We start from the raw sequence: 26,685 nt of genomic DNA on the forward strand, positions 1-26,685 counted from the left end.
CATGGTCGGACTGCAGACGTATGCGAGGTCGCGGCGGTGGACGACGAACCTCGGCCGTGCCGCGGTCGTCCCGGTATCGGTGGTCGAACGCATCGGACACCAGGTCCACTTCGTGTTCGACGTCCTGCGCTCGATCCCGCACGCCCTGCGCGTCTACCGCCGCCAGACCGGCGCGGTCCTGTCCGACCTCATGTGGGGATCGGGTGGCCTCATCGTCGGTGGCGGTTCGGTCGTGGTGCTCGTCGTGCTGGGACTGTCGGTGGGCGGGTCGATCGGCATCGAGTCGTTCGCGACGCTGAAGCTGTTCGGCATCGGCCCGCTGACCGGCTTCCTGTCGGCGTATGTGAACACCCGCGAGCTGGGACCGATCGTCGTCGCGATCGGATTCGCCGCCCAGGCGGGCTGTCGTATGACCGCCGAGATCGGGTCGATGCGGATCTCGGAGGAGATCGACGCCCTCGAGGCCCAGGCCATCCGCCCCATCCCGTTCGTGGTCAGCACCCGGGTGATAGCCGGGATCGTCACGATCATCCCGTTGTTCCTCATCACCCTGATCCTCAGCTACCTGTCGTGCGCCTTCGTCGTCAACACCGTCAACGGGCAGTCGCCGGGCACCTACTACCACTACTTCAACGCGTTCCTCGCCCCCGTCGACATGCTGTTCGCGGTCATCAAGGCCGTCGTCTTCGTCGTCGCGGTCATCCTCATCCACTGCTATCAGGGCTTCTACGCCAGCGGCGGACCCGAGGGTGTCGGCGTCGCCTCGGGCCGCGCCATCAAGAACAGCTTCGTCATCATCGTCGTCCTCGACATGCTGCTCACCCTCATCTTCTGGGGATCCGACGTCGGCTTCAGGTTCTCCGGCTGATGGCGTACCACGATCCGTCCGGGCGCGGCCCCTCACGCACGGCACTGCTGGCCCTCGGTGCGGCGACCCTGGTCGTCGTCCTGGTCCTCGCGATCCCGCTCACCCTGTACGCCCGCGGCGACTTCGACAGCACCGTGCGGGTCTCGGCGGTGGCCGACTCCGTGGGCGACGGTCTCGCGGCCGGCGGCGACGTGAAGTACCGCGGTCTCATCGTGGGACGGGTCGACGGGGTCACCGTCACCGACGACGGTCGCCAGGAGATCGCGATGTCGATCGACGCGAACCAGGCGTCGTCCATCCCCGACCGGGTGTCGGCCGCCTATGCACCGTCGAACCTGTTGGGCGTCACCGGGATCGAACTGCAGGCGGCCACCTCGACCGCGTCGGGTCCGACGCCGGGCGCGGGTCGCCTGCGCGACGGTGAACGGATCACCATCGGTGCGGACTCGACGAATGTGTCGGTGGCCGATCTGCTGCGCCAGGTGGGCGAGATCTCGACGACCATCACCGGTGACGAGTTCAGCCGCACCATCGACATCGCCGATCGGCTGGTCACCGCGGTGCAGCCGCTCGTGCGGTCCGGGCTCGACCTGCTCAACCTCGCCGCGTCCCGGCAGCAGATGCCGCTCGCGGAGTTCATCCGCATCCTCGGCCCGGTCACGCGCGGCGTCGCCGATCTCGAGGGGCCGTTCGACTCGGTGCTCATCAGCCTGACCCGGCAGACCGCCGCCTACACCGATCCCCGCGTGGTGAACTCGGTGAAGGACTCGCTGTCGGGACTGGTCACCACCGTCGGCGGCCTCGGCGGTCTCGTGCGCGACAACTACGACGGACTGGCCACCCTGCTCGACTTCCTGATCGTCACCGGATCGCCGCTGGGACAGACGCTGCGGTCGATCCCGCCAGCGGTCGGCGACGCGCGGGAACTGCTGGGCCGCCTGGAGAAGTCGATGCCCACCCAGAACGGGAAGGTCACCCTGCAGGTCGGGCTCACCGTCGCGCAGATGCCTCAGCTCGCGCCGTTCCTGCAGATGCTCGCGCCCCCGGCGCCGAAGGCCGCCCCGACGAGCCCGGCGGCGAAGAGTCCGGCGCCGAAGGCGGGTGGACGATGAGGCTCCGACGTTCGTCGATGGTGTATCTGGCCCTGTTCGTGGTGGTGATGATCGGTGCCACCTGGGTCGTCGTCGGTGCGCTGTCGCCGTCGGTTCCCGGTGACCAGCGCACCGTGACCGCCGACTTCTCCGACGCGTCGGGCCTGTCATCGGGCAACGACGTCCGTCAGATGGGTGTGCGGGTGGGACGGGTGACGTCGGTGGAACTGCACGACGACATCGCGCGGGTCACGTTCCGGATCCAGAAATCGGTGCCGCTGTTCGACAACACCGACATCGCCATCCGTTATCTGAACCTGGTGGGCGAGCGGTATCTCGACGTGTTCACCGACGGTCCGGGCAGCGGCCGCGCCGACACCACCGAGGTGATCCCGACCGCCCGCACGATCCCGTCGTTCGACATCACCGCGCTGTTCAACGGTCTGCGGCCGGTGTTCAAGGTGCTCGACCCGGCCGAGATCAACGAGTTCACCGAGAACATCCTGGCCGTGGTGCAGGGTCGGGGGCCGGACCTGGGCTCGATCCTCGACAAGTTGAACCAGGCGACGTCGTTGGTCGCCGACCGCTCGGACATGGTGGCGGCGTTCGTGACCGGCCTGGGGTCGGTGGCCAAGGAGATCCAGTACAAGTCGCCGCGGCTCAACGAACTGATCAGTCGCGCCGGAGACGCGTTGGGCGCGTTGGCCTCCGACCTCGACGGCACCGAGAGGTCGCTGACGCTCGCGGCGAGGGCGCTGACCCCGCTGCGTCTCGTCCTGCAGAGCCTCAACGGCGTCTACTACGGCAACTACGCCGACATCGACCGCTTGCTGCGCAAGTACATCCCGGCCACCAACGACGCCTCCGACCTGCTCGCGCGCATCCCCGGCGTCCTCGATTCGCTGCTCGCGTCGGGGAACTCGGCGACGAAGGCCTCCTACAGCTGCGGCCGCGGTCAGTCGGTCCCCGGACCGATCACCAGCGTGCTGCTCGCCGGCGCCCCGGTGGTGATCTGCCGATGAGCCCGCAGCTGACCCGACGTCGCGATGCCGCCGCCGTGCGTCGCCGGCAGGTGCTCTTCGGCCTCGGCGGCGTGGTGGTCATCGTGATCGTCGCCGCGGTCGCCGGACTGCTCTACGTGGTGCCCTTCGGATCGTCGGACTTCACCGCCGATTTCACCTCGAGCGGGCAGATCCGGTCCGGTGACGAGGTGCGGGTCGCCGGCATTCCGGTCGGCGAGGTCAGGTCGGTGAAGGTCGTCGGCGACCACGTCGAGATCACCTTCGACGTCGACGACTCGGTCACCATGCGCGACGAGTCCACCGCCGACATCCGCCTGTCGACGGCCATCGGTGGGCACTACCTCGCGGTGACACCGAAGGGGACGTCGCCGCTGCGCGGTCACATCCCCCGGGAACGGACGTCGACGCCGTATGAGTTGACCGACGTCATCCGCGACTCGGGCGACGTGGTCGACAAGCTCGACGCCCAGACCGCGCGGGAGACCTTCTCGCAGGTGAACCTCGCCCTGCGAGGCCGGTCCGATGCGGTGCGCGACATCATCTCCCAGGTGTCGCAGGTGACGACCACCCTCGGTGATCGCGACCAGGACCTCGATCGCGCCATCGCCGTCACCGAGGAGTACATCGGCGCGCTGAACAACGGTCGGGCGAAGCTCGTGAACCTGCTGCGCCTGGTCGGGGTCATCGGGTACCGCTTCTATCAGTTCCGTGAGCAGGGTCTGCAGACCGTGCGCGGGGTCGATGCGCTGTTCGCCTTCCTGCAGCCTCCGGTGGAAGCCCTCTCGGGCACGATCGATCCGCAGATCGACAAGATCAAGGCCATCGTCGACCGGGTGCGGACCACGCTCACCGGATCGGGGCCGATCCTCGACAGGCTGACCGCCATCGCCAACCAGCTCGGGTCGGCGCTCGGGGTGTCGGGCACGCCCACCGTCGACCTGTCGAAGACCGTCGCCGACGCCCCGGCCCTGTGCATCCCGATGCCGGATCGGCGGTGTTGACGTGACCACCTCCGTGACATCGCCCGCTCCGTCGGGACTGCGCCGTTGGGCCACCCGGTCGGTCATCGTCGTCGCCATCGTGGCCGTGATCGCCGGATGCGTCGCCGCGGTCCGGGCGAGCGACGACGCGTCGAGCACCGCGGGATGCGCGATCATGTCCGACTCGATCGGGCTCTACCCCGGGAGCAATCTCACCCTGCTCGGCGTCACCATCGGCAAGGTGACCGGCGTGGCACCGTCGAACGGCCATGTCCGCGTCGACTTCTCGATGGACTCGGCCAGGAAGCTCCCCGCGGACGTGTCGGCGGTGACGACCTCGGACTCGATCGTCACCGATCGGCGCCTGGAGATCCCCACCAGCTACGTCGGTGGGGCCACCTGGGACACCAGGAACTGCATCCCCCTCGAGCGCACCCACACCCCGAAGAGTCTCAGCGAGGCGTTCTCGGCGTTCGACAAGCTCTCCGCGCAGCTGACCGACGCCGGTGGCCGCTCGCCCGAGCAACAGCAGGCGGTGCGCACCGCCCTGGCGTCGGTCGACGACAGCCTCAAGGGCACCGCCGAGGACTTCAACCGGGCCGTCCAGGGACTCGGTGCCGCACTGGGTGATCCGCAACTGCGCGACACCCAGCTGCGGTCGCTGATCACCAACGGCCAACAGCTCGCCGACTTCTTCGTGCAGCGGTGGCCCGACGTGCGACTCGCGGTCGACAACGTCGGCAAGTTCGCGACCGCACTGGGCGACCTGACACGCGAACTCAACCCCGCGCTCGTGCGGCTCACGTCGGTGGTCCCCAAGTTGGCGTCGAACCTGCAGCGTTTCGACCCGATCCTGTTCACCCTGCTCGGCCTCATCACACCGCTGGTGGAGCTCTTGCCGACCGACCAGATCGTGGCGCTGCTCAAGTCTCTGCCGCCGGTCATGTCGGCCCTGCAGGCGATGGCGCAGGACAAGCAGGCCGGTCTGGCGATCACGATCAAGCCCCCGCGTGTGCGGGTTCCCGTCGCCTCGGCCGGCGTCACCTGCGCCGCCCTCAACCGCGCCCTGGCCGGATCGTGCCGTCCGTCCCCGGGAGCGCGGGAGTCGGTCGACACCGACCTCGTCGCCCTCGTCCTGGGATCGGGAGGTATCCGATGATCGGCGACCGGCGTCGTGTGCGGCGCACCGTGATGGTGGTCGCGACACTCCTCGTCGCGTGGATGTCGGCGGCCTGCGGGATCCAGGTGACCGACCTGCCGCTGCCCGGGACACGGGTGTCGGGGGAGAGCAGGGCGTTGAAGATCGAGTTCAGCAATGTGTTGAACCTGCCCGCCCGGAGCAAGGTGTTGCTCAACGGCACCAAGGTCGGGGTGTTGCGGTCGGTCGGCATCGGTGGAACGGCGACCTCGCCGGTGGCCGTCGCGACGGTCGACATCGCGTCCGACGTCGACGTGCCGCAGGGCACCCGTGCCGCGCTCGAACAGTCGACGCTGCTCGGCGACATCTACATCTCACTGACCCCGCCCGCATCCGGCGGTGGCGTCCAGCTCGGGAACGGGGCGACGATCCCGTTGTCGCAGACCACGGTGACCCCGGCCGTCGAGGACCTGCTGGGCGGTATCGCCGCGCTGGCCAACGGCGGCACACTGGAGAAGATCCAGCGCACCGTCGACAAGGCGAACACCGCGTTCCCGCAGAACAAGGGTGAACGCGACAAGGGCATCGAGACCTCCCGCGAACTGATCGCCCGCATCGCCGAGAACTCCTCGTCGGTGGGGGAGATCCTCGATTCGCTCGGCGTGCTGGGCCGTTCGGTGCAGGCCGAGGGACCCGGGCTCGGCTTCGCGCTCGACGTCGGCCCCGAACGCATCGGCGGGGCACTGGTGTCGTTCGTCGGGTTCGCGAAGGTGTTGACCTCCCTGGGTTTCCAACTGACCAGCGTCACGAAGCTGTTCGGTCCGCGCTATCAGCAGCTGGTGGGGTTGATCGACTCCGCCAATCCGCTCGTCGATCTCGCGGTGTCACTCGATGCGTCGGCACCGTCGGACATCGCCCGGCTGGACGCGCTCGTGAACGACAAGATCCTGCCGCTGCTGGCGAGCCCGTCGGTGAACATCGTCGACATCACCTCCCCGCGCGGCCTGTCGACGCCGACCGCGTCGAACGACCAGATCCGCACCGTGGCATCGACACTGCGGATGATCGGCGCGATGCGATGAGGATCGGCGTGCGCACGTCACTGGTGCTGCTGGTGGTCGTCTCGGTGGCGTTGGCGGCCTACCTGGGGATCGGGATCCTCAAGCTGAAGCCGTTCGCCGACACCGACACCGTCACCGTGGAGATGGCGTCGTCGGGTGGACTGCTGCCCCGTTCGCGGGTGCTCTACAACGGCATCGAGGTCGGCCATGTCACCGACATCGCGGTCCGTCCCGACGGATTGCGCGCGACGCTGTCGATCGACGCCGGGTACGACATCCCCGCCGACGCCGAGGTGACCGTGGCGAACCTGTCGCTGGTCGGCGAGCAGTACGTCGACTTCAGTTCCACCCGCGCCACCGGTCCGTACCTGCGTGACGGTGCGGTGTTGAGCCGCAACGTGATCACGCAGGCGACGGTCGGGGAGACGCTGACCAATCTGCAACGACTGGTCGGCCAGATCGACCCGAAGCGGCTGCTCAGCATCGCGAACACCATCAACGCCGGGTACATCGGCCGCGAGGACGACATCACGAAACTCGGCGAGTTCTCGAATCAGTTCTCGCGCACCGTCACCACCCAGCGCACCGAGTTCTCGGACCTGTTCGACACCGCACAGGAATTCGTCCGCAAGGCCGACGGTATCGGCCCGCCGCTGTCGTCGGGATCGAGGGCCCTCGGGACGAATCAGGCGTCGATCACCGCATTGTTCGGGCTGTTCCCGGGGCTCGCGAGCGCGACGAACGGTGCGGTGGCGTGGGATCAGGTGATCAACCCGTTCGTCACCAAACTCAGCGAGTACCTGCAACGCATCCTGCCCAAGGTGACACCACCGCTCGGGGTCCTGTTGCCCCTGATCTCCCAGATCGCCCCCGCCACCAACATCGACATCGCGTCGTTCGTCGAACGTGGCCTGCAGATCGTCGACGAGAACGGCGTCGTACGGTTCCGCGTGGCCACCAAGTAGCGTCGGCCGCATGCACAAGGAGTTGACTGCCAGTGTCTGAGTCGGGCAAGCCGGACGAGGAGAAGTCTGCCTCGGAGTTCTCCGGACTCGACGGGCGCTCGCCCCGCACGCCGGAAACGCCGAAACCCGAGAAGTCCGCCGCGCCCACGGAACCGGTCGAGACCACCTCGGTGACCGCTGCCGCCGAGACCGCCGAGCCCACCACGACGACGGCCGCGAGCACCACCGCCGAAAGTCGTTCGGCGACCGCGGGTGACTCGGCCCGTCGCCCCGGCCGGGGCATGCTCATCACCGCGGCCGTGCTGGTCGTGGTGCTGGCCGTGGCCACCACGGTCGCGATCGTCTCCGCGCTGGGCTACCGCGATGACTACCAGGGGCTGAAAACGCAGAACGCACAGGCCCAGCGGGCCGAGGATGTCGCGAGCGACTACGCCGTGAAAGCCGCCGAGATCGACTACCGCGACTTCGATCCCTGGTTCGCGGCGCTGAAGACCGGCGTCGACGACGCGATGATCAAACAGTTCGCCGACACCGAACCCGTTCTGCGACAACTGCTGGGGCAGCTGCAGTGGGTGTCGAAGGGCACGCTGGTCGGCAGCGACATCAAGTCGCAGAACAACGGCGTCTACGTGGTGCAGGTGTTCGTCGATGTGCAGGTCACCAACGTCCAGTCACCCGGCGGGGTCAAGACCACTGCGCTGTACCCGATCACGGTCGACAAGAACAAGAACTGGGCCATCACCGACATCAGCGGAGGCGTCGCTCCACTCGCCACGAAGTAGGGCACCCCGCAACGCACTCGGCCCCCGTCCGCGATCTGCTCGCGAACGGGGGCCGAGGTGTCGACGGGCGTCGATCGCCGTCAGATCATCGTGACCATTTGATCAGAGGGGCAGCAGGATGTTCTTCACGGTCGGGTCGGTGCGCAGGTACTGCTGCACGGCCGGGTCCTTGAACACCGCGACGAGCTTCTTGATGTTGTCGGCGTTCTGCCACCGGGTGCCGATGGTGAGCTGGCCGGCGAACTCGTCGGGGGCCGCCGGCGAGAAGATCTGCTTGCTGATCGGGATACCCGCGGCGAGGTAGTACTCGGTGTAGCCGACGGTGGCGTCGAGGTCGGGCAGCGCTCGCGACTGGGCCGCGAAGTCGAGCAGCGTGAACTGCAGGTTCTTCGGGTTGGTGGCGATGTCGTTCTGGGTGGCCCGCGACTTGTCGATCCCGGACTTCAGCGTGATCAGACCGGCGCGCTCCAGCAGCCACAGGCCCTGGGCCTCGTTGGCCGGGTCGGAGTAGAGCGAGACCTTCGCGCCGTCGGGCAGCTGCGAGACGTCGGTGTACTTGTCCGACCAGACACCGAAGCCCCAGCGGAAGACCGGTGTCGCGGCGACCTCCTTGAAGTCGGGGTTGGCGTCGAGAACCTGGGACAGCCAACGCTTGTGCTGGTAGATCGTGCCCGCGACCTCGCCGTCGCTGACCGCACGGTTCAGCGTGGTGCTGTCGGCGAGGCCCTTGAACTTGATCTTGATGCCGTACTTGGGGGCCACGTTCGCCGCGATGTAGTCGACGAGTGCCTGCTCGTTCGCGTTGCCCTCGGCGGTGACCACGGTGAGGGTCGCGCCGGCGGTGTCGTTGGGGGACTTGTCATCCGAGCCCGCGATACGCCATCCGATCACGGCGGCGACGATGACGACCACCAGTACGACGGCACCGATGATCAGCGGTCGGCGCCGGTTGTTCTTCACCTCGAATCCCGAGTTGTCGTCACGCACGGGCGTGTTGCTTGTCTGGGTCATGTCCTCTTCTTCCGGGCAGGGATGATCTGCGCACGCCGGGGTCGGCGTGTGCACGGTGTGTCGGGTCGAACGGTGGGGTCAGACGGCGGTGGGGTCAGACGGCGGTGGGGTCAGACCGGGGTGGGGTCAGACCGGGGTGGGGTCAGACCGGGGTGGGAACGGTGTCAGTTCGGCGGGAGGTCGACCGGCGTGACTTCTCGGGGGTGAGGAACCGGACGAGGGCGTCGCCGATGAGCTGGATGGCCGCGACGGTGATCACAAGGGTGACGATGGTCGCGATCATCACCTGGTGATCGAAACGCTGGTAGCCGTAGGTGACCGCGATGTATCCGAGGCCGCCCGCGCCGATGGTGCCCGCGATGGCCGAGTACTCGATCATCGCGATCGTGTTGATGGTGAGACCGCCGACGATGTTCGGCAAGGCCTCGGATATCTGCGCGGTCCAGATGATCTGGACGGTCGATCCCCCCGATGCCGTCGCCGCGGCCACCACCGACGTGGGCACCGCCCGCAGCGAGTTCTCGACGATGCGGGTGAAGAACGCGATACCGGCGATCGACATCGGGACGACCGCGGCGGGGATACCGATGTTGGTGCCGGTGATGAACCGGGTGAACGGGATGATCGATGTCATCAGCACCAGGAAGGGCAGCGACCGTCCGATGCTGATGATCCACGACAGCGGTGTGTGGAGTCGACGGTTCTCGAACAGTCCGCCGGGCGCGAGGTTGTGGACGATCGCGCCGAGCGGGACGCCGACCAGCAGCACGATGACCATGACGATCCCGACCATGATGACCGTGTCCCGGAACGCGGGGATCAACAGGCCGGGGATCTCGTTCGTGGGGACCGTGATCGACGCCAGGACCGATGTCGTCGCGCTCATGCCGCGACCACCGATGCAGCGGCGACATCGGTCCGCACCGCCAGGCCCAGCGCGCCGACGGCGTCAGGGACCTTGTCCGCGGCAGCGGCATCCACGGCGAGGGTCCAGTGGCCCACCGACACCCCGGCGACGTCGCCGACGTGACCGCCGAGCACCGACACCGGCGCACCGATCTGGTTCGACAGTTGCACGATCCAGTCGCCAGGAACCGCGACCGAGTTGTGGGTCACCTCGACGACCACCTGTCCGGGTGCGGCGGACGACGCCGCGCTCTGCGGTCGAAGAGCCTCCCCGAGAACGGATTCGGGGTCGAGGAGCAGGTCGACGACGGCGCCCTGCTCGGCGATGCGTCCGTGATCGAGTCGACCGACGCGGTCGGCGATCTTCACGATCGTGTCCATCTCGTGGGTGATGAACACCACGGCGAGATCGAGGTCGTCGCGGACCTCGCGGAGCAGGTCGAGGAACGATTCGGTGGCCGCGGGATCGAGCCCGGAGGTCGCCTCGTCGGAGAGCAGGACCGACGGTCGCAGGGCCAGGGCACGGGCGATGCCGACCCGCTGGCGCTGCCCGCCCGAGAGCTGGTGCGGGTATTTGTCGGCGTGCGGGGACAATCCGACCCGGTCGAGCAGCTCGGCGACACGGGCCTTCGTCTGCGCGGTCGTCACCCCGAGGTACTCCAGGGGCAGCGCGACGTTCTGTGCGGCGGTGCGTCGGCTCAGCAGGTTCGCCGACTGGAACACGGTGCCGATGCGGCGGCGTGCGACGCGCAGGGACTTCGCGTCGAGATCGGTCAGGCGTTCGCCGTTGACGACCACCTCTCCCGACGTCGGACGTTCGAGCAGGTTGATGCATTGCGCCAGCGTGGATTTGCCGGCACCCGACGGCCCCACGACGGCGAAGATCTCACCGGCGGAGACGGTGAAGTCGACACGGTCGAGCACGGTCACGGCGTCGGCGCCGCGGCCGTAGGTCTTGGTCAGGTCATGGATCTCGATCACGCCGAGAATCATCGGTGACCGGGGGCGGATGTCCCAAGTGTTCAAATCAGCGTGATTCGTGGCCCGGCCTCGGCAGAGGCGCGTAACCCTTTACCCGAGCGTAGGATTCGTGCTAGCACCGCGCCTGCGGCCACCCGGACGCCGAAACGTCCGACGCCGACGCGCACAATGGCCTCCTGATGACGTTCCTCACCCTGGTGCTGCTCGTGGCAGCCGGTTTCGGCGCTGGGCTGGTCGGCTACATCACCGGTCTCGCGTCCATCGTGAGCTATCCGGCTCTCCTGCTCGCCGGTCTGCCACCGCTCGCGGCGAACGTCACCAACACCGTCGCGCTGGTGTCGGTCGGCGTCGGCAGCAGTGCGCAGTCGGGGACCAAGTTGCTCGACGAGCCACGGCGGCTGGTCGCGCTCGGAGTGCTGTCGGCGGCCGGGGGACTGGCCGGCGCGATCCTGCTGCTGCGGTCGCCGCCCGGTTCGTTCGAGACCGTGGTGCCCTACCTCGTGGCGCTGGCGTCGGCGGCCGTGCTCGCCCAGCCGTGGTTGCGGCGGATGGCGGGGCATCGGGAACTGCCGATCGTGTTCGCCGTCGGCATCGCGATCGTCTCGGTCTACGGCGGCTACTTCGGTGCCGGTGCGGGCACGATCTTCCTGGCGCTCGCGTTGGTCACCAGCGCCCATCCGCTGTGGCGGGCCACGCTGCTGAAGTCGGCGCTGCTCGGCATCTGCAACCTCGTCGCCGCGATCGTGTTCGCCGCGACCGGTCCGGTGCACTGGGTCGCCGCGGTCGCGATGGGCATCGGCTGCCTTGCCGGCGGGTACGCCGGGCCGCCCGTCGTCGCCCGGCTGCCCGAGACCCCGCTGCGCATCACCATCGGCATCCTCGGTTTCGCACTCGCCGTCTGGCTCGCTGTCCGTTGACCGTGCCGAAAACCTCCGCCGAGCGGGACACGGCGACGTGCGAGGAATCGACCGGGCGAGGGCAGTCCGGTGCACGGACATCCAAAGACTCGTAGCGTGGAGTGGTGACGTCTCAGCAAACTGCTCATCCCACGCCGCGCACCCTCGGGGAACTCCGCGCCTCCGGACACATCCAGCGATCGATCAAAGACGAGATCCGCAACAACCTCCTCACCGCGCTGCGTACCGGCGCCGACCCGTGGCCGGGCATCGTCGGGTTCGAGACGACCGTGATCCCGCAGCTCGAGCGCGCCCTGCTCGCCGGTCACGACGTGGTCATGCTCGGTGAGCGCGGCCAGGGCAAGACCCGCCTGCTGCGCACCCTCGTGGGCCTGCTCGACGAGTGGACGCCGGTCATCGAGGGCGCCGAGCTCAACGAGCACCCCTACGAGCCGATCACCCCGGCCTCGATCCGCAAGGCCGCCAACCTGCAGGACGACCTGCCGATCGCGTGGAAGCACCGCTCCGAGCGCTACGCCGAGAAGCTGGCCACCCCCGACACCTCCGTCGGCGACCTCGTCGGCGACGTCGACCCCATGAAGGTGGCCGAGGGCCGCAGCCTCGGTGACCCGGAGACCATCCACTTCGGTCTCATCCCCCGCGCGCACCGCGGCATCGTCGCCATCAACGAGCTCCCCGACCTCGCCGAGCGCATCCAGGTCTCCATGCTCAACGTGATGGAGGAGCGCGACATCCAGGTCCGCGGTTACTCGCTGCGCCTGCCGCTCGACGTGATGCTGATGGCCAGCGCCAACCCCGAGGACTACACCAACCGCGGTCGTATCATCACCCCGCTCAAGGACCGCTTCGGCGCCGAGATCCGCACCCACTATCCGCTCGAACTCGACGACGAGGTCGCCGTCATCGAGCAGGAGGCCGATCTCGTCGCCACCGTGCCGACCTTCGTCACCGAGATCCTCGCCCGCTTCACCCGCTACGTGCGGGATCACCCGTCGGTCGATCAGCGCTCGGGCATCTCCGCGCGTTTCGCGATCGCCGGCGCCGAGACGGTCGCCGCGGCGGCGCTGCACCGGGCGACGGTCGTCGGCGAGGAGTCGGCGACCGCACGCGTCGTCGACCTCGGATCGGTGATCGAGGTGCTGCGCGGCAAGGTCGAGTTCGAGTCGGGCGAGGAGGGCCGCGAGATGGAGATCCTCGAGCATCTGCTGCGCAAAGCCACCGCCGACACCGTGCGTGAGCACCTCGCCGGGATCGACATGGCGCCGTTGGTCTCCGCACTCGAGACCGGCGAGCCCGTGGTCACCGGTGACCGCGTGACGGCGAAGGAACTCCTGGGATCGATCCCGGAGCCCGAGCGCACGGGTGCGGTCATCGACACCATCGCCGAGCGCCTGGAGGCCACCGACGACGGGGAACGCGCCAGCGCACTGGAACTCGCGCTCGAGGGGTTGTTCCTCGCCCGCCGGATCGGCAAGGAGGCCGACGATTCCGGTCAGACCATCTACGGCTGACACACACCACACGGACAGAGACTGATGATGGCCCGCAACAGATTCCACCGCTCACGGTATCGCCGCTACACCGGTGGGCCCGACCCGCTGGCCCCACCGGTCGACCTGCGTGAGGCGCTCGACGAGATCGGTGCCGACGTGATGGCCGGCGTCTCGCCGCAGCGCGCGATGCGCGAATACCTGCGCCGGGGCAACCAGGAGATGCGTGGCCTGGACAAGCTGCGCGAGGAGATCAACCGCAAACGCCAGGAGCTGCTGAAGAAGCGCAACCTCGACGGCACGTTCGCCGAGGTGAAGGAGCTGCTCGACAACGCCGTACTCGCCGAACGCAAGCAGCTCGCCCGCGATCTCGACGACGACGCGCGGTTCGCCGAGATGCAGATCGAGAACCTGTCGCCGTCGACCGCGCAGGCGGTGCAGGAGCTCGCGAACTACGAGTTCCGTAGCCCCGAGGCGAAAGCCGACTACGACAAGATCAAGGACCTGCTCGGCCGGGAGATGCTCGATCAGCGTTTCGAGGGCATGAAGCAGGCCCTCGAAGGGGCGACCGAGGAGGATCGGCAGGCCATCACAGAGATGCTCGCCGACCTGAACGAGCTTCTCGCCAAGCACAACCGGGGCGAGGACACCACCGAGGCGTTCGACGAGTTCATGGGCAAGCACGGTCAGCACTTCCCCGACAACCCACAGTCGACCGAGGAGCTCATCGACTCCCTCGCCAAGCGTGCCGCGGCGGCGCAGGCGTTCTACAACTCGCTCTCGCCCGAGCAGCGGGCCGAGCTCGATCAGTTGTCGCAGCAGGCCTTCGGCTCGCCCGACCTGATGAACCAGTTGAGCCAGATGGACTCGCAGCTCCGCGAGGCCCGCCCCGACCTCGGGTGGGGCGACTCGCAGGACTTCGAGGGCCAGCAGGGTATGGGTATGGGCGAGGGTGTCGGCGCGCTGCAGGATCTCGCCGAACTGGAGTCGTTGTCCGAGCAGCTCTCGCAGCAGTACAACGGCTCCCAACTCGACGACATCGACCTCGAGGCGCTGGCCCGCCAGCTCGGACCCGAGGCCGCGGTCGATGCGCGCACCCTGGCGGAGCTGGAGAAGGCGCTCGCCCAGCAGGGCCTGTTCGATCGTGACGCCGACGGCAACCTCCGCCTGTCGCCGAAGGCGATGCGGCAGTTGGGTCAATCGATCTTCCGCGACGTCGCCGACCGACTCTCGGGCCGCTCGGGCGACCGCCAGACGCGTCGTGCCGGCGCGACCGGTGAGTCGACCGGGGCCACCCGTGAATGGGAGTTCGGCGACACCGAGCCGTGGGACGTGACCGCCACCGTCGGCAACGCGGTGCGACGCACCATCATCGAGGATCCCGAGAGGTCGCTGGCCGCGGGAGATCTCGCGCGCCACGGCGTACGCATCGACGTCCGTGACGTGGAGGTCTCGGAGACCGAGTCGCGCACGCAGGCGGCGGTCGTCCTGCTGGTCGACACCTCGTTCTCGATGGAGATGCAGGGTCGCTGGTTGCCGATGAAGCGCACCGCCGTCGCGCTCAACCACCTCATCAGCACGCGGTTCCGCAGCGACGAACTCGAGATCATCGCGTTCGGTCGGCACGCCCGCAGCATCGACATCTCCGAGCTGACCGGGCTGCAGGCGGTGGCCGAGCAGGGCACCAACCTGCACCACGCACTGCTGTTGGCGGGTAGACACCTGCGTAAGCACCCCAACGCACAGCCGGTGGTCCTCATCGTCACCGACGGCGAACCGACCTCGCATCTCGAACCCGACGGGCATTCCTTCTTCGACTGGCCGCCGCATCCCGCGACGCTCGCGGTCACCGTCCGCGAACTGGACAACATCTCGCGACTCGGGGCGCAGGTCACCATCTTCCGGCTCGGTGACGACCCGAGCCTGGAACGGTTCATCGACCAGGTGGCCCGTCGGATCGGCGGCCGGGTCGTCGCCCCCGACCTCGACGGCCTGGGCGCCGCCGTGGTCGGCGACTACCTCGGGTCGCGCCGGGGCCGCCGTCGGTGACCACGGCGGGCACCGTCAGGGTCGGCACGTCGGGGTGGGTGTACGCGCCGTGGCGGGGCACCTTCTATCCGAAGGGCCTGCCGCAGCGCCGCGAGCTCGAACACCTCTCGCACACACTGAACTCCGTCGAGATCAACGGCTCGTTCTACGCGCTGCAGAAGCCGGAGAGCTATCGCCGCTGGGCGGAGTCGACACCCGACGACTTCGTGTTCTCGATGAAGGGGCCGCGCTTCATCACCCACATGAAGAAGCTCGTCGACGTCGAGACGCCGTTGGCGAACTTCTTCGCCTCGGGCGTGCTCGCACTCGAGCACAAGCTCGGACCGGTGCTGTGGCAACTCCCGCCGACCATGCGGTTCGACGCCGCGGTGCTCCACGACTTCCTGGACCGGTTGCCCGCGACGACGGCGGCGGCGGCCGAACTCGCCCGCGGCCATGACGCACGCCTCGACGGACGGGCGTGGACGACGGTCGAGACCGATCGCCCGATGCGCCACGCGCTCGAGGTCCGTCACCCCAGCTTCGTCGGCGACACCCTGATCGATCTGATGCGCGGCGCGGGAGTCGCGGTCGTCCTCGCCGACTCGGCCGAGAAGTTCCCCGTGATCGACGAGATGACCGCCGACTTCTCCTACGCCCGTCTGCACGGCGACGCCGAGATCTACGTCAGCGGCTACACCGACGACGCCCTCGACACGTGGGCGAGCCGATTCGCCGATCGCGCCCACCACGGCGACGTCTTCGTCTACTTCGACAACGATCAGAAGGTCCGCGCGCCGGTCGATGCCCGCGGTCTGCTCGACCGGCTCACCTGATCCGCGCTCTAGTGCTCGTCTCCCCGTGAGATCGAGGGACGTTTGCGCGACACCTCGACACCGCCCATGAGCGCAAGTCCGTTGACGACGATGGTGGGTGCGCCGGGGCGTCCGCGGCCGGCGGCGTCATGCGGGAACCCGCCCATCACACCGATCCCGCGGACCTGCACGGTCGCGTCTTCGGGGACGAGGATCTCGATGCCGCCCATGACCGCGACCGCCTGGATCGTCAACACCGGGGCGGTGAACTCGACGCGCCGCAGGTCGATCTCGGCGCCGCCCATCACCGTGACCACGGTGAGGCGGTCGCCCACGGGCACGGTGCCCTTCAGTTCGGTCCCGCTCATCACCGCGACCTTCGTGTGCACGGTGGCCGGATCGGGCCCCGACCCCATCGTGTAGGCCGGTGCCACAGCAGATTTGGTGAGCGAGAGTTCGCCCGCGTGTGCGGCGATGTCGTTGACCGGCAGGTCGTCGGTGAGGGCGTCGAGTTCGCCGAACGTGGTCGCCGACACCGCCGTCGACGCTCGCGTCTCGTATTCGACGGGGGAGAGGTGCCCCTGGGTCATGGCCGCGGCGAGGATGTCGTGCACCAGGGCCCGGTCGGCGTCGGAGGCACGCAGCCGTGCACGTTTGTCGAACGAGGGCGACGGTTCGGTCATGTGACCGACGGTAACCAAGGCCGCGGCGTCGCCGCTACGACAAATGTCATGAATCTGCTCAGGCGAGCAGGAGGGCCACGATCGCGATGACGGGGATCGACGCGACCGTGGTGACCAGTGCCGTGTCGCGGGCGAGCACCTCGCCGCGTCGGTAACGGGTCGCGTACACGAGCACGTTCTGCGCGGTGGGCAGTGAGGCGATCACGACCTGGGCGAACAGATGGTGGCCGCGTTCGCCGAACAGCCAGTACGACAGCGCGAACACCAGCAGCGGCTGCGCGATCATCTTCAGCACCGACGCCAGCGCGACGTCGCGGCGCGGACTCTCGCCCTTGCGAAGCACCGACACCCCGGTCAGCGACAGCCCGAACGCGAGGAGGGCGCCGGGCACCGAGGCGTTGCCGAGCATCGAGATCGGTTCGGCGACCGCGTGCGGCAGCCGCCACCCCGCGAGCGAGATCACCAGGCCGGCGGCACCGCCGAGCACGATCGGGTTCGTGAGCGGTGCGATGACGGTGTCGCGCAGGGTGATCCGGCCGGGTGCGTCACGCAGAGCGGTCAGATCGAGGGCGGTCAACGCGATCGGCGAGTAGATCATGATCTGGAAGAGCAGCAGCGGCGCCACGAACGACGCGTCGTCCAACACGAAGATGGCGATGGGGATGCCGAGATTGGCGCTGTTGACGTACGACGACGCCAGCGCGCCGATCGTGGCCTCGGGGATCTCGCGATGCAGCACGAGCCGGGCGAGCACGAAATAGGCCAGCCCGATCAGCAGTGCGCTTCCCCCGGCGATCACCAGGGTCGACGAGAAGATGACCGAGATGTCGGTGGTGGCGAGAGAATCGAACAACAACGCCGGGGTGAAGACGAAGAACACCAGTCGGGCGAGCACCTGCTGGGCGTCGGGTCCGAGGACCTCGGTGCGACCCAGCACGTAACCCACCGCGATCACGATGAAGATGACGGTGAAACCCTGGACGACTCCGGACACCGGCGCCGTCTAGCGTGCGGTGTCGGCAGAACTGGGGATCACGGGACGAGTGACCGACCGGTGCACCATCGCGAGGCGTGGCGTGCCGGTCGGCCGACGATCACCGACCGGTGGTGACGAAGGGCAGCAGGGCCATCTCACGCGCGTTGCGGATCGCGGTGGCGACCTGTCGCTGCTGCTGCGGGTTCAGGCCGGTGACGCGACGGCTACGGATCTTGCCGCGGTCGGAGAGGAACGTGCGCAGCAGGGCGACGTCCTTGTAGTCGATGTGGTCGATCTTGCGCTCGCGCAGGATGTTGCGCTTCGCGGCGACCTTCGTCGGCTTCTCGTTGCGCTTACGGGTGGGCTTGGCAGCCATGATCGCTTCCTCAGTTCATTGTCGTTCGGTCAATCGCCGATTGTCCATCTTACGCGAGATCTGACCCGCTCTTGACCACGGTCGTCGAGGGTGCGGCCCGTCGCGGCATCACCAGCTCGATTTCGTGATGCCCGGCAGCTCACCGTTGTGCGCCATGGCGCGGAAGCGCACCCGGGAGATGCCCGCCTTACCGATGTAACCACGGGGACGCCCGTCGACCGCATCGCGATTGCGCACGCGTGTGGGGCTGGCGTCGCGGGGCAGTCGTTGCAGCGCCAGTTGCGCGGCGGCGCGCTCGTCGTCCGATGACCCGGGGTTGCGGACGATCTCCTTGAGCTCGGCCCGGCGCGCCGCATGTCGTGCGACGACCTCGCGACGGTGCTCGTTGCGGTTGATCTTCGACTTCTTGGCCATGTCAGCGCTCCTCTCGGAAGTCCACGTGCGCGCGGATCACCGGGTCGTATTTGCGGATGACCAGGCGATCGGGGTCGTTGCGACGGTTCTTGCGGGTCACGTAGGTGTAGCCCGTGCCCGCCGTCGACTTCAGCTTCACGATCGGTCGGATGTCGGTGCTCTTGCCGGCCATCAGAACGTCTCCCCCCGTGCGCGCATATGGGCCACGACGGCGTCGATGCCGTCCCGGTCGATCGTCTTGATGCCCTTGGTCGACACACGCAGCGTGATGCTGCGTCCCTCGCTCGGCACGAAAAAGCGGCGTCGCTGGATGTTGGGGTTCCGGCGGCGGTTGGTGCGTACATGCGAGTGCGACACCTGCTTGCCGAAACCGGGCGCGCGCCCGGTCACCTGGCAGTGGGCGGACATGGTCCCTCCGATGCTTGTTGGAAACGAATGTCGATACGGGCTAGGCTAGCACCATGATGACAATGGTTATCAACAACGAAGGGGGGTCGCCGTGGCCGTGAACCGCACACCGGTCGTGGTCGTCGCCGGGTTCGACCCCCTCGCCGTCGACGCCGTCGCCTCCGCCATGGCGGTCCCCGGCACGGTGGTGGTCCACCACGACCTCGCCGCGCTCTCACAGGGCTCGATGACCCGCACGATGCACGACCACGACACCACCGGCGCACCGCTCACCCGTGTCACCCAGATCGACCTCGTGCACGGATGCGTGTCGTGCGCGCTGCGGGAGGACCTCCTGCCGCTGCTGCGGTCACTGCACCGTCGCGGTCGGGTGGAGCGCATCGTGTTGGCCCTCGACCCCCTCGTCGAGCCCGAGCCGCTGTGCTGGGCCATCGACAATGTCGTCGTCGCCGACGTGCCGGGGCAGATCGACGGTCCTGCCGGTCGCGACGTGGAGATCGCCGCGGTGATCGGTTGCGTCGACGGCGCCACCTGGCTGGCCGACGCGACGGGCGACGACACCCTCGCCGAGGCGGGACTCCTCCCACCGGACGACGAGGACGAGCGGACGATGGCCCAGGTCGCGGTCGGTCACGTCGAGTTCGCCGACGCCCTCGTGGTGGGCGCGGCGGCCGACGACGGGTGGCAGGCCGCACGGTTCGGGGCGGTGGTGGCACGACTCGCACCACGGGCGCCGGTCCTGCTCGAACAACCCAACGGCCGGTGTCGGCGGCGATGATCGAGGCCCTGCTCGCCGCCGTCGCACCCGATGCGCGTCGCGGCCGCGGCACCGGTGCCCATGACCCGCTCCTGGCCGGTCAACCCCCGCTCGACGACGACTGCGGCGTGCAGATCGTCGAGTTCACCGCCGACCGGCCGATGCACCCGGGCCGCCTGCACGAGGCGATCGACTGCCTGCTCGACGGTGTCGTGTGCTCACGCGGACGGCTGTGGGTGGCGACCCAACCCGACGAGGCGCTGTGGCTCGAGAGCGCGGGCGGTGGCCTGCGGGTGGCGACCGGCGGCCCGTGGCTGGCCACGATGACCGCCGACGAGGTCGCCCGATGTGCGCCCGAGCGGGTGTCCATGGCCTCGCTGCGGTGGCACCCCGACTTCGGCGACCGCGACACCAGCATCGTCGTGCTGGTCCACCGCGCCGACCCGCGGCACATCGTCGAGACCCTGGGTGCGGCCTGCCTGACCGATGCCGAGATGGCCGCCGGCCAGGCCGCCTGGGACCGCTGGCCCGACCCCTTCGGCACCTTCCATCGTGACCCCTGCGCCGACTCCGAACCGCTCGACGACGCCGGTCCCGAATCCACCGACGTCCCCGCCACCCACCCACGAGAGGCAGACCGACCATGAAGCCAGGACTCCACCCCGACTACCACCCCGTGCTGTTCCGCGACTCCGCGACGGGCACCACGTTCCTCACGCGGTCGACCGTGACCTCCGACGTGCTTTTGGAGTGGGAGGACGGTAACCGGTACCCTCTTGTGGTTGTCGATGTCACGTCCGACTCGCACCCGTTCTGGACCGGGGCGACCCGCGTGATGGACACGGCAGGACGAGTCGAGAAGTTCGAGCGCCGATACGGGCGCCGAGCGCGTCCGACCCAGACGTGAGTGGAATTCGAAGAAGGGCTTGATCATGGCTGTACCGAAGCGCAGGATGTCGCGGTCCAACACCCGCAGTCGTCGTTCGCAGTGGAAGGCGGAGAACCCGCCGTTGCAAGAGGTGAAGGCCGGTGGCGTGAGCCAGCGCGTGCCGCGTCGCCTCGTGAAGGCAGTGAAGCTCGGGATCATCGATCTCGACCGTCGCTAGACCCCTTCTCGCACAGCACCGCACAAGGGCTGGTCGTCGCACTCGCGGCGACCGGCCCTTTGCTGTGACCTGAGCAGGTCGGGTCAGCGGTGTCCCGGCCACCAGTTGCGGGAACCGAACAGCGTCATCATCGCGGGCACCAGCATCATCCGGACCAGGATCGCGTCGAAGATGACCGCGACCGCGAGTGCGAACCCGAACTGTTTGAGCTCGAGGACGTCGGCGCTGAGGAACGCACCGAACACCACGACCATGATCGCCGCGGCGGCGGTGATGGGTCGGGCGGTGTGCTCGATGCCGTCGACCACGGCGGCGTCGCTGTCACCGTCGCGACGGAACACCTCTCGCATGCGCCCGATGAGGAACACCTCGTAGTCCATCGACAGACCGAACACGACCGCGAACACCGTGACCGGTAGGTACACCTGGATGTAGCCGGCCGAGGTGAACCCCAGCACCGACTGCAGCCACCCCCACTGGAAGACCGCGACGGTCAGCCCCAGCGCGGCGCCGGTGACGAGCACGTTCATCACCACGGCCTTCACCGGGATCACGACGCTGCGGAACACAAGCCCCAGATACAGCAGCGAGAATCCCAGGATGAGAACGACGACCCACGGCATCTTCCCCGAGATCTCGTCGGACGCGTCGACGACCAGCGCGGTCGTCCCCCCGACATAGGCGCGGGGACCGCCCTCGGCGGTCATCGTCGCGGCCTTGTCGCGGATGTTCTGCACCAGCTCGATGGCGTCGGTCGAGTCGATGGCGACCGCGGGTATCACCACCATCAGCGAGCGGCCGTCGTTGCTCTGCGAGTACGTGTACGACACCCGCGGGTCGGTGCGCAGACCGTATTCGAACTCCACCGCGCGTTCGGCCTGGCCGTCGGAGAGCTGCCCGCCGTCCGACCCTCCGGTGAACACCGTCGTGATCGGCGAGATGGTGCCCGCGGCGAATTTCTCCGACAGCACCGTGTTGGCCGGGCCGCTCGGCTGGTCGCGCAGCGCCGCGGTCCCGATGTCGACGCCGTAGCGGATCGAACCGATCGGGATCATGCAGATCACCAGCAGCAGCACCCCGGCGACGGCGTAGCGCCACGGGTTGCGCATCACGTGTCGCGCCCAGCGGGCCCACCAGCTGCCGCCGGCCGACGACCCGTCGGTGGGACGGGCATCGGCCGGTCGGTAGCGGGCGGGCAGCCCGATGCGATCGACCGCAGGGCCCAGCACCGCCAGGGCGGCGGGTAGCAGCGTCCATGCCACCGCGAGCACGCACACGATGGTGACCGCGACGACGAGGGAGATGGTGCGCACCGCGGGGACGTCGACGATGGTCAGCGAGGCCAACGCGATCATCACCACCAGACCCGAGACGGCGATGGTGTGCCCGGCGGTGGCCATCGCGACACCGACCGACCGCCGTATGGCGTCGGTGTCACCGCGCGTGGTGACCCCGCGGCGCGCGAGTTCTTCGCGGAACCGGCTGACGATGAACAGCGAGTAGTCGATACCGAGACCGAGTCCGATCATCGACGCGACCGTGGTGACGAGGATGTCGAAGGTCATGACGTTGGCCAACAGCGCGATCACGCCGAACGCGATGAGCAGCCCGAAACCGGTGCAGATCAACGGGATCAACCCGGCGACCAGACCACCGAGGGCCACCACCAGCACCAGCAACGCCAACGGGATGCCGACACTCTCGGCGTGGGTGGCGTCGGCGGACTCCACCCGCGTGAGGTCGACGGTCATGGGGGAGTAGCCCGTCATCGCGACCGTGATGCCGTCGCGGGAGGTGCCGTCGAGCCGTTCCTGGAGGCGTTCGGCGACGCCGATGCGCTGACTCGCGTCGCCGCGGACCCCGACGAGGGCGACCGCCGCGGTCTTGTCGCGGGAGATCTGCGGGGCGAAACCCTGTGTCTGATAGGGGTCGACGACGCTGACGACGTCGGGCGAGGTGCGGAGATCGTCGACGACGGCGGTCACCCGCGACCGGAAGGCCGGATCGGCGGTCGTGGCGGTGGTCGAGGAGAAGGTCACCGCGAGTTGCTCGGTCCCGTAGTCGGCGAAGTGCTTCGCGAGCAACGCATCCGAGCGGCTCGAGTCGGTACCCGACACCGAGAAGTCGACGCCCACCAGCTTCGACTGCAGCGCCGGGTACAGCGCGGCCGAGCCGAGGGCGAGCAGCAGACCGACGACGATGACGCGGTGGCGGTGTCGTGCGACGAACTCGCCCCACCGCTGACCGATCGGTGCCCGACCGGTCGACGCGCGCCCCTGTCGTTCCTCGGGCTGCTGTGCGGTGTCCACCATGGCTTCTCGCCACCTCCAGATCGTCTGCCGTGCAGTGCGCCGCGTCACCGGCTCACGCCGGATCCAGATCCCGACTGTAGATCCGGTATGTCCGATATGGACCCATCTCGACGCGGGACAGCACCGATCCCTTCATCCACTCGCTGTCGTCGAGGACCGGTGCGCCCTCCATCCGCGTGTAGCCGCGCTCTTCGATGCGGCGCCACATCTCGACGATGACCTGCGAGGCGACCGACCGGTCCGGGCAGGTCGAGTCGACGAGCATCATGTCGACCCGGACGCCGTCCATCAGGCGGGTCGGCTTGGGGCCCTTGACGTACCACAGCGTCGCGACGTCACGGACCCAGCGGAACCGGAACCTCGACGCGCGCTCCATCGCCTGGTTCGCATCGGGGATGCCCATGAAGAAGGCCACCGGCGTGCCCTGGTACTCGGCCAGCAACGTCAGGTGCGGGTCGAGGATCGGCAGCATCATCTTCTGCAGATCCCGCATCTCCGGTCGCGACAGCGGCGAGAAACCCCAGAAGTCCTTGAACGTGGTGTTGTACAGCTCGCGGATGATCTCGGTGTCGCGGGCCAGCGTCCGATAGCGCATGCGCCGGAATGTGATCTCCGACCGCGCGCTGACCCGCTCGTAGAGCTGTTTGTGGCGGGCGAACTTCTCGCTGCAGAACATCTGGTACGGCTCGTCGAAGCGATAGCTGTAGAAGTCCTTCATGCCCACCAGTCCCCACTTCTCGAACTGTTCGGCGTAGTACAGCGGGTTGTGCGGCATACCGATCAGCGGGAGGCGAGCCTGCGCGTCGACGACGATGCCGGCGCTGTAGAACATCGACGGGCTGAACGGCCCGGCCATGGTGGCCAACCCACGCACCGACACCCACGCCGCGGCGGCGTCGAGCAGGTCGGTCGCGACGACGTGGTCGTCGATGGCCTCGTAGAAACCGAAGAACCCCAACGACTCCCCGGTGTACTGCGTGAAGGCGAGGTCGTGGATCGCGACGACGCGGCCCACCGGTCGGTCGCCGTCGCGGGCCACGAAGGCCTGAAAGCGACGCTCCTGCGCCAGTTCCGGGTTCGGGCGACGCAGGATCGTCAGGTCGATCGGTTCGTCGGGCAGCGCGTGGGGGTCGTCGCGGTAGACCGTCCGGTACACCGCGGCGAAGTCGGCCCAGTCGCGCGCGGACTGGACGGGGCGGACGGTGATCACGAGTGCACCTCCAGCGGTGTCCGTGCCGACACGTGCGGGGTGGCCCGCGGGGGCTGCGACACCGACACCGGCGACAGCGCGACCGTGGTCTTGCCCGCGAACACGTATTGCCCGGGGCTCACGGTGATCTCGGCGACGAGCGAGTCGGGGAGGAACACGTCGCACTGCGAGCCGAATCGGATCATGCCGTACTGCTCGCCGCGGTCGAGGGTGTCGCCGACCTCCACGTGCGCGACGATCCGATCGACCCACAGGTCGGCGATCTGGGTGACCGTCGCGACGGCACCGCCGGCGTGCTCGACGCCGATGGTGAGTCGTTCGTTGGCCAGCAGATAGTCGCACCCCTCGTCGTAGGGGGAGTGCCGCGCGATGAGGTTCGCCCCGACGCGTGCCATCGACCGGTTGAAGGGGTCCGCGCCACGGTGCCTGCGGAAGACCACCGCCCCCGCGATCGGCGAGCGGTTGCGGTGCACCGAGTACTCCGACATGTAGATGCCGATGAGATAGCCACTGGCGTCGGGTGATCCGGGTTCGGCGTGCACCACGTCGGTGAACTCCGAGAGCGGGATGGTGCGACCCTTCTTCACCGCGAAGGGCACGCGACCGGCCTCGACGCGTTTGACGTAGGTGACGAATCCGTCGGCCGAGGCGACCACCGCTCGCGGATCGGTCGGTGGGATGCGTTGTGGGTCACGGAAGAAGAAGCGCAGACGCCAGTAGACGACCGCGGCCACGAAGGACCCCACCGACGTCACGGCGGCCACGAGCCACCACCGCAGGGGCGACATCACTGCGATCGGCCCTCGTCCATCGAGGCTGCCCATGACACATACCTTTCCAGCAGGGGTGACCCCACACGTCGCGGGAGCAGGCCGATGCCGGCGCAGGCGAGGTAGAACCCCACCGAGTACGTGGCGTTGACGAGCTCGGCGGCGAGGGGGGTGTCGGACAGACGCACCGCGGTGGGCTCGACCCGCCGCGTGCGTCCCCCGGTCGCGGTCATGCCGAGGCGGCCATGTCCTTGAGCTTGACCGTGCTGAAGTACAGCTCGAACAGGCGACGGTGATCGCACCACGACGCGTCGTGGTCGGCGGGCAGGATCGCCTCGGGCTTGTGCACCTTGCGCATCAGGATGTCGATGTTGTCGCCCAGCATCGTCTGGGCGAACTTCGTGCCCACGAGATCGGCGACCTTGCCGAAGAACTCGTCCCACGTGACGAGATCGAGCCCCAGCAGGTCGGCATAGAGGCTGTGGTCGTAGTCCTCGGGATTGCTCGGCAGCAGGCGGGTCATCGGCTGCTCGGAGGTGGCGTTGCGCGCCATCACCTCGCAGATCACGTCGACGGGCACGTAGTTCATGCCCGGTCCGTCCCAGATGGCGCCGACGGCGATCGCCACCTCGACGATGCGCCAGAAGCTGTATGCCCGACCGGGATCGAGACCGCGCTGGGTGCTGCCCAGGATGTAGGGCGCTTCACAGAGCGTCACCGAGTAGGTGTCCGACTGCGACAGCCACCCGAGCAGTGCGGCGTTGACCCACTTCATCTGGGCGTAGCCGGAGTACCACCACGAGTCGGCGCGGCGGAAGTCCTCGGGACGCTGGTAGAGGTGCGCCCCGATGCTGCCCACATAGGTCACGTGCTTGCGGGTGTGGGTGATCGAGAACTCCAGGGTGCGCAGGAGGCTGACGAACCAGTCCTGACGCAGGTCGAGGTAGCTCGAGACGTAGTCGGTGGAGCTCGCGCAGTTGTAGACCAGGCCGACGTCGTCGGCGAGTTCGAGGTAGCGCTCCTTGCTCAGGCCGAAGCGGCGTTCGGTGACGTTCCCCTCGACGAACACCACCTTCGCGGTGTCGACCGAGATCTCGTACTGGTCGAGCGTCGCCTGCAGTCGCTGCTCGACGGTCTGGGAGTCGGTCGGCCGGATCATCGCGTAGACGCGGGTGATCGACGGGTCGCGGGTGAGGGTCCCGATGAGATGCGCGCCCAGGAACCCGTTGGCGCCGAGGATGAGTGCGGTGTCGCGGCGCGGGGCGGGCAACGTGGCGACGCGCTTGCGGGTCTCCTCGTCGATGGTCGGCCGCAATGCGGTCGGGTCGCCGGTGCTCAGCGCGACGACATCGGCGTATTTGCCGTTGAAGCGCAGTCCCCGGCATTCCGAGGTGATCAACGCGTCGGCGTGCGGCCAGATCGGACGCAGCGACTCTCCTTGACTTCCCACCCCTGTTGTCATGTGTCCCCGACCCTTCTGTCCCGACGTTGTTCGAACGACTGCCGACGCTAGGGGCTCCGATCGGGTGTTCGTGACAAAGCGCGCCAGGTTTGTGAGGTTCCACAGGCCTGGCCATGACAGCTGTTGAGATCATCTCATTCGGTGACGGCGGAAAAG

General features: G+C 68.2%; 28 protein-coding genes and 1 pseudogene. 15 read left to right on the forward strand and 14 right to left on the reverse strand.

Annotated elements, in window-relative coordinates:
• Window position 1 precedes the first annotated feature (1 nt).
• The 8 genes from OG579_RS19745 to OG579_RS19780 are packed head-to-tail and all read left to right on the forward strand — an operon-like array spanning window position 2 to window position 7,907.
• Entirely contained in the window at window positions 2–868 is an 867-nt protein-coding gene (locus OG579_RS19745) for an ABC transporter permease (RefSeq protein ID WP_328857333.1), read from the forward strand.
• A complete protein-coding gene (locus OG579_RS19750) occupies window positions 868–1,980 on the forward strand; it encodes an MlaD family protein (protein WP_328857334.1) in 1,113 nt (370 codons plus the stop codon). The genes OG579_RS19745 and OG579_RS19750 overlap by 1 nt, the downstream gene beginning before the upstream one ends.
• 17 nt (window positions 1,981–1,997) lie before the next feature.
• Window positions 1,998–2,981, forward strand: coding sequence for an MlaD family protein (locus tag OG579_RS19755; protein ID WP_328857335.1), 984 nt, complete (start codon window positions 1,998–2,000; stop codon window positions 2,979–2,981).
• Window positions 2,978–3,982 (forward strand): MlaD family protein, encoded by a 1,005-nt coding sequence (locus OG579_RS19760; protein ID WP_328857336.1) that lies wholly within the window; start codon window positions 2,978–2,980, stop codon window positions 3,980–3,982. The genes OG579_RS19755 and OG579_RS19760 overlap by 4 nt, the downstream gene beginning before the upstream one ends.
• Window position 3,983: 1 nt before the next feature.
• Complete coding sequence (locus OG579_RS19765; protein ID WP_328857337.1) at window positions 3,984–5,120, forward strand: MlaD family protein; 1,137 nt, start codon at window positions 3,984–3,986, stop codon at window positions 5,118–5,120.
• On the forward strand, window positions 5,117–6,181 hold the full coding sequence (locus tag OG579_RS19770) for an MlaD family protein (RefSeq protein ID WP_328857338.1): 1,065 nt from the start codon (window positions 5,117–5,119) through the stop codon (window positions 6,179–6,181). Before OG579_RS19765 ends, OG579_RS19770 begins: the two co-directional genes overlap by 4 nt.
• Before the next feature lie 8 nt (window positions 6,182–6,189).
• Window positions 6,190–7,125 carry an MlaD family protein gene (locus OG579_RS19775; protein ID WP_238981356.1) on the forward strand — a complete coding sequence of 312 codons (936 nt, stop codon included), beginning with the start codon at window positions 6,190–6,192 and terminating at the stop codon, window positions 7,123–7,125.
• A gap of 32 nt (window positions 7,126–7,157) precedes the next feature.
• Entirely contained in the window at window positions 7,158–7,907 is a 750-nt protein-coding gene (locus OG579_RS19780; protein WP_328857339.1) for a hypothetical protein, read from the forward strand.
• A gap of 102 nt (window positions 7,908–8,009) precedes the next feature.
• Here the strand turns inward: OG579_RS19780 and OG579_RS19785 are convergent, their stop codons facing one another.
• From OG579_RS19785 to OG579_RS19795, 3 genes are all read right to left on the reverse strand, one after another.
• The gene (locus tag OG579_RS19785) at window positions 8,010–8,918 is read right to left on the reverse strand and encodes a MetQ/NlpA family ABC transporter substrate-binding protein (RefSeq protein WP_328857340.1); all 909 of its coding nucleotides are present in this window, start codon (window positions 8,916–8,918) and stop codon (window positions 8,010–8,012) included.
• 142 nt (window positions 8,919–9,060) lie between these two features.
• The gene (locus tag OG579_RS19790) at window positions 9,061–9,804 is read right to left on the reverse strand and encodes a methionine ABC transporter permease (RefSeq protein ID WP_328857341.1); all 744 of its coding nucleotides are present in this window, start codon (window positions 9,802–9,804) and stop codon (window positions 9,061–9,063) included.
• Window positions 9,801–10,805 (reverse strand): methionine ABC transporter ATP-binding protein, encoded by a 1,005-nt coding sequence (locus OG579_RS19795; protein ID WP_328857342.1) that lies wholly within the window; start codon window positions 10,803–10,805, stop codon window positions 9,801–9,803. The genes OG579_RS19790 and OG579_RS19795 overlap by 4 nt, the downstream gene beginning before the upstream one ends.
• A gap of 179 nt (window positions 10,806–10,984) precedes the next feature.
• On the opposite strand from OG579_RS19795, the gene OG579_RS19800 reads away from it, so the two are divergent.
• The 4 genes from OG579_RS19800 (at window position 10,985) to OG579_RS19815 (ending at window position 16,076) form a co-directional block, all read left to right on the forward strand.
• Window positions 10,985–11,722 carry a sulfite exporter TauE/SafE family protein gene (locus OG579_RS19800; protein WP_045824011.1) on the forward strand — a complete coding sequence of 246 codons (738 nt, stop codon included), beginning with the start codon at window positions 10,985–10,987 and terminating at the stop codon, window positions 11,720–11,722.
• 104 nt (window positions 11,723–11,826) lie between these two features.
• Window positions 11,827–13,233 (forward strand): sigma 54-interacting transcriptional regulator, encoded by a 1,407-nt coding sequence (locus OG579_RS19805; protein ID WP_238981354.1) that lies wholly within the window; start codon window positions 11,827–11,829, stop codon window positions 13,231–13,233.
• Between the two features lie 27 nt (window positions 13,234–13,260).
• The gene (locus tag OG579_RS19810; RefSeq protein ID WP_328857343.1) at window positions 13,261–15,261 is read left to right on the forward strand and encodes a vWA domain-containing protein; all 2,001 of its coding nucleotides are present in this window, start codon (window positions 13,261–13,263) and stop codon (window positions 15,259–15,261) included.
• Entirely contained in the window at window positions 15,258–16,076 is an 819-nt protein-coding gene (locus OG579_RS19815; protein WP_328857344.1) for a DUF72 domain-containing protein, read from the forward strand. Before OG579_RS19810 ends, OG579_RS19815 begins: the two co-directional genes overlap by 4 nt.
• A gap of 8 nt (window positions 16,077–16,084) precedes the next feature.
• On the opposite strand, the gene OG579_RS19820 is transcribed toward OG579_RS19815, so the two are convergent.
• The 6 genes from OG579_RS19820 to rpmB all read right to left on the reverse strand — a co-directional run bounded on the left by OG579_RS19820 (window position 16,085) and on the right by rpmB (window position 18,912).
• Complete coding sequence (locus OG579_RS19820) at window positions 16,085–16,738, reverse strand: DUF1707 SHOCT-like domain-containing protein (RefSeq protein WP_045824008.1); 654 nt, start codon at window positions 16,736–16,738, stop codon at window positions 16,085–16,087.
• Window positions 16,739–16,796: 58 nt separating this feature from the next.
• Complete coding sequence (locus OG579_RS19825) at window positions 16,797–17,732, reverse strand: AEC family transporter (protein ID WP_328857345.1); 936 nt, start codon at window positions 17,730–17,732, stop codon at window positions 16,797–16,799.
• Between the two features lie 100 nt (window positions 17,733–17,832).
• Entirely contained in the window at window positions 17,833–18,090 is a 258-nt protein-coding gene (gene rpsR, locus OG579_RS19830) for a 30S ribosomal protein S18 (protein WP_045824006.1), read from the reverse strand.
• 108 nt (window positions 18,091–18,198) lie between these two features.
• The gene (gene rpsN, locus OG579_RS19835; protein ID WP_328857346.1) at window positions 18,199–18,504 is read right to left on the reverse strand and encodes a 30S ribosomal protein S14; all 306 of its coding nucleotides are present in this window, start codon (window positions 18,502–18,504) and stop codon (window positions 18,199–18,201) included.
• Between the two features lies 1 nt (window position 18,505).
• On the reverse strand, window positions 18,506–18,676 hold the full coding sequence (gene rpmG, locus OG579_RS19840; protein WP_045824004.1) for a 50S ribosomal protein L33: 171 nt from the start codon (window positions 18,674–18,676) through the stop codon (window positions 18,506–18,508).
• Window positions 18,676–18,912, reverse strand: coding sequence for a 50S ribosomal protein L28 (gene rpmB / locus OG579_RS19845; RefSeq protein ID WP_328857347.1), 237 nt, complete (start codon window positions 18,910–18,912; stop codon window positions 18,676–18,678). Before rpmB ends, rpmG begins: the two co-directional genes overlap by 1 nt.
• A gap of 91 nt (window positions 18,913–19,003) precedes the next feature.
• Between rpmB and mrf the strand changes: the two are divergent.
• The 3 genes and pseudogenes from mrf to rpmF all read left to right on the forward strand — a co-directional run bounded on the left by mrf (window position 19,004) and on the right by rpmF (window position 20,775).
• A pseudogene (gene mrf / locus OG579_RS22020) lies at window positions 19,004–20,316 on the forward strand (ribosome hibernation factor-recruiting GTPase MRF).
• Window positions 20,313–20,576, forward strand: coding sequence for a type B 50S ribosomal protein L31 (locus tag OG579_RS19860; protein ID WP_328857350.1), 264 nt, complete (start codon window positions 20,313–20,315; stop codon window positions 20,574–20,576). Before mrf ends, OG579_RS19860 begins: the two are co-directional and overlap by 4 nt.
• A 25-nt stretch (window positions 20,577–20,601) precedes the next feature.
• Complete coding sequence (gene rpmF / locus OG579_RS19865) at window positions 20,602–20,775, forward strand: 50S ribosomal protein L32 (RefSeq protein WP_045824000.1); 174 nt, start codon at window positions 20,602–20,604, stop codon at window positions 20,773–20,775.
• 83 nt (window positions 20,776–20,858) lie between these two features.
• Here rpmF and OG579_RS19870 read toward each other — a convergent pair whose 3' ends face one another.
• From OG579_RS19870 to OG579_RS19890, 5 genes are read right to left on the reverse strand one after another with little or no spacing between them, the layout of a single operon-like run.
• Window positions 20,859–23,087: an MMPL family transporter gene (locus tag OG579_RS19870; protein ID WP_328857351.1), complete on the reverse strand. Its 2,229-nt coding sequence runs from the start codon at window positions 23,085–23,087 to the stop codon at window positions 20,859–20,861.
• 52 nt (window positions 23,088–23,139) lie between these two features.
• Window positions 23,140–24,297, reverse strand: a complete 1,158-nt coding sequence (locus OG579_RS19875; RefSeq protein ID WP_328857352.1) for a hypothetical protein — start codon at window positions 24,295–24,297, stop codon at window positions 23,140–23,142.
• Window positions 24,294–25,121, reverse strand: a complete 828-nt coding sequence (locus OG579_RS19880) for a phosphatidylserine decarboxylase (RefSeq protein ID WP_328857353.1) — start codon at window positions 25,119–25,121, stop codon at window positions 24,294–24,296. The genes OG579_RS19875 and OG579_RS19880 overlap by 4 nt, the downstream gene beginning before the upstream one ends.
• Entirely contained in the window at window positions 25,085–25,300 is a 216-nt protein-coding gene (locus tag OG579_RS19885) for a serine/threonine protein phosphatase (protein ID WP_328857354.1), read from the reverse strand. The genes OG579_RS19880 and OG579_RS19885 overlap by 37 nt, the downstream gene beginning before the upstream one ends.
• A complete protein-coding gene (locus tag OG579_RS19890) occupies window positions 25,297–26,529 on the reverse strand; it encodes an SDR family oxidoreductase (RefSeq protein ID WP_328857355.1) in 1,233 nt (410 codons plus the stop codon). The genes OG579_RS19885 and OG579_RS19890 overlap by 4 nt, the downstream gene beginning before the upstream one ends.
• Window positions 26,530–26,685: the final 156 nt, after the last annotated feature.

It is taken from the genome of Williamsia herbipolensis (assembly GCF_036153515.1).
Classification (GTDB): Bacteria; Actinomycetota; Actinomycetes; order Mycobacteriales; family Mycobacteriaceae; genus Williamsia_A; species Williamsia_A herbipolensis.